General features: G+C 54.0%; 1 protein-coding gene. It reads right to left on the reverse strand.

Annotated features, from left to right (window positions below):
- Positions 1–853, reverse strand: an 853-nt coding sequence (locus tag ACE5LO_RS27700; RefSeq protein WP_375523133.1) for an IS1634 family transposase, incomplete at both ends; no start/stop codon positions are given.

Here is an 853-nt window from a genome sequence, read left to right on the forward strand (position 1 = left end):
CCGTCGAGACGAGCACAAATCGGGAGGCTTTGCGGCGAGTGGCCGCAATCGCCTCCTCATCACGAATCAGCGGCTCGCAGGTAATACGGTAGCGTGTGGCCGTCTTCGGCACGGCATCCTTCTTCGGACGACCGCGTGGGCGCACGATTTCTTCAAAACGCTCGATACCAGCTTCGATTCGATGAAAGCTCAGCGGATCATCGCTCAGCCACTTTTTCAACGCGCTTTGCGCATCATACTCACAGTGGTACGTCAGTTTCGTTTGCGCTTCCATCGCTTTCGTCGCGTGTTCCCATTCCTGCCGGACGCGCTTGTCGATCGTATGTGCCTTTTTCTTATCCAGTGCGCTGGATTCCACAACGATTAACCGCACCGCATGCCCCTCGTAATTCGCGTGAAACTGTTGCATGCGGTACTTGGTGCTCGTTTTGGAGGAGGCAAACGATTGTGGATCCGACCACGCTTCTTCTTGCCGATCCGCTTGCTCCAAAGCTTCTTTGACGATGATCAGGTTATTGCCGCCGCGCGTGATGAGGTAGGCCTTTGCTTTCTTCGCTTGCTCCAGCGTTTCACGTGTCATGGCAGCAGAATCAGCGACGTAGATAAAGCCTTGCAAATTCACCTTTTGGAGCTGCCCGTCCAATTTCTTCAGCACGTCAGGGTTCCAGGTTTTGTCACTCGTATGGCCGTCGTGGACATCCCCATAGATCGGACAGCCTTGTCCGTCTACGATCAGACCGTATTGAAACTGCTTGTCCCCTTGGCGATCACGGCTATACCCTTCGGTGATGAGGAGATCGTCTTCGTCCGTTGCTTTGTATGCGCCATAAACCGATTTGCTTGTGGTATCGCT

This window comes from Paenibacillus medicaginis, from assembly GCF_042138635.1.
Taxonomy (GTDB): Bacteria; Bacillota; Bacilli; order Paenibacillales; family Paenibacillaceae; genus Paenibacillus; species Paenibacillus medicaginis.